Here is a 678-nt window from a genome sequence, read left to right on the forward strand (position 1 = left end):
AGATAATCGGATACACAGGCAGTGTATCGCTCACTCGTTGTCAGTTTTGAAAGAGTAATGCTCTTTCGTAAAGCAAGGCCTGTTTGGTGGCGATGGCGGAGGGGAACCACACGTTCCCATCCCGAACACGACCGTTAAGCCCTCCAGCGCCGATGGTACTTGGACCGCAGGGTCCTGGGAGAGTAGGACGTCGCCAAGCAGGTGTTTAGTTCACACCTAGAAGTCATACAACTTAATGTGGGCCTTTAGCTCAGCTGGTTAGAGCGCACCCCTGATAAGGGTGAGGTCGGTGGTTCGAGTCCACTAAGGCCCACCATTATCGACTTTTGAGTCGGTACCCGTTTATGGGGCCATAGCTCAGCTGGGAGAGCGCCTGCCTTGCAAGCAGGAGGTCAGCGGTTCGATCCCGCTTGGCTCCACCAAAAAGAAAATCGTTGTGTCTTTTCTGATATTTATAGGCAGAAGAGGTTCAACAACACTTGCACCTTGAAAACTGGATAGCGAAAGCAAAGAACGAAACATCCTTTAGCGAGAAATATCGCAGGAAGGCAAAGTAAGGAACGAACTTCGGTTTGCTCTTGCCCTTTGTTCTAACTGCAAGCGAAAGTATGGTCGAATGGGATGGACTTTTGGTAGTTTGGGTTGAATTTAAAACAGCTTTGCTGGTTTAAATAGAGC

At 49.3% G+C, this 678-nt stretch carries 2 tRNA genes and 1 rRNA gene; all 3 read left to right on the top strand.

Annotation, left to right across the window (positions count from 1 at the left end):
- The first annotated feature begins 82 nt into the window (after window positions 1–82).
- The 3 genes from rrf (at window position 83) to ACSR9A_RS00710 (ending at window position 422) form a co-directional block, all read left to right on the top strand.
- Window positions 83–199: ribosomal RNA gene (rrf, locus tag ACSR9A_RS00700) — 5S ribosomal RNA — on the top strand.
- A 40-nt stretch (window positions 200–239) separates the two neighbouring features.
- Window positions 240–316 (top strand) — tRNA-Ile (locus ACSR9A_RS00705).
- A 30-nt stretch (window positions 317–346) separates the two neighbouring features.
- Window positions 347–422: transfer RNA gene (locus ACSR9A_RS00710), tRNA-Ala, on the top strand.
- The last annotated feature ends 256 nt before the right edge of the window (window positions 423–678 follow it).

It is taken from the genome of Paenibacillus sp. R-74696, assembly GCF_055814915.1.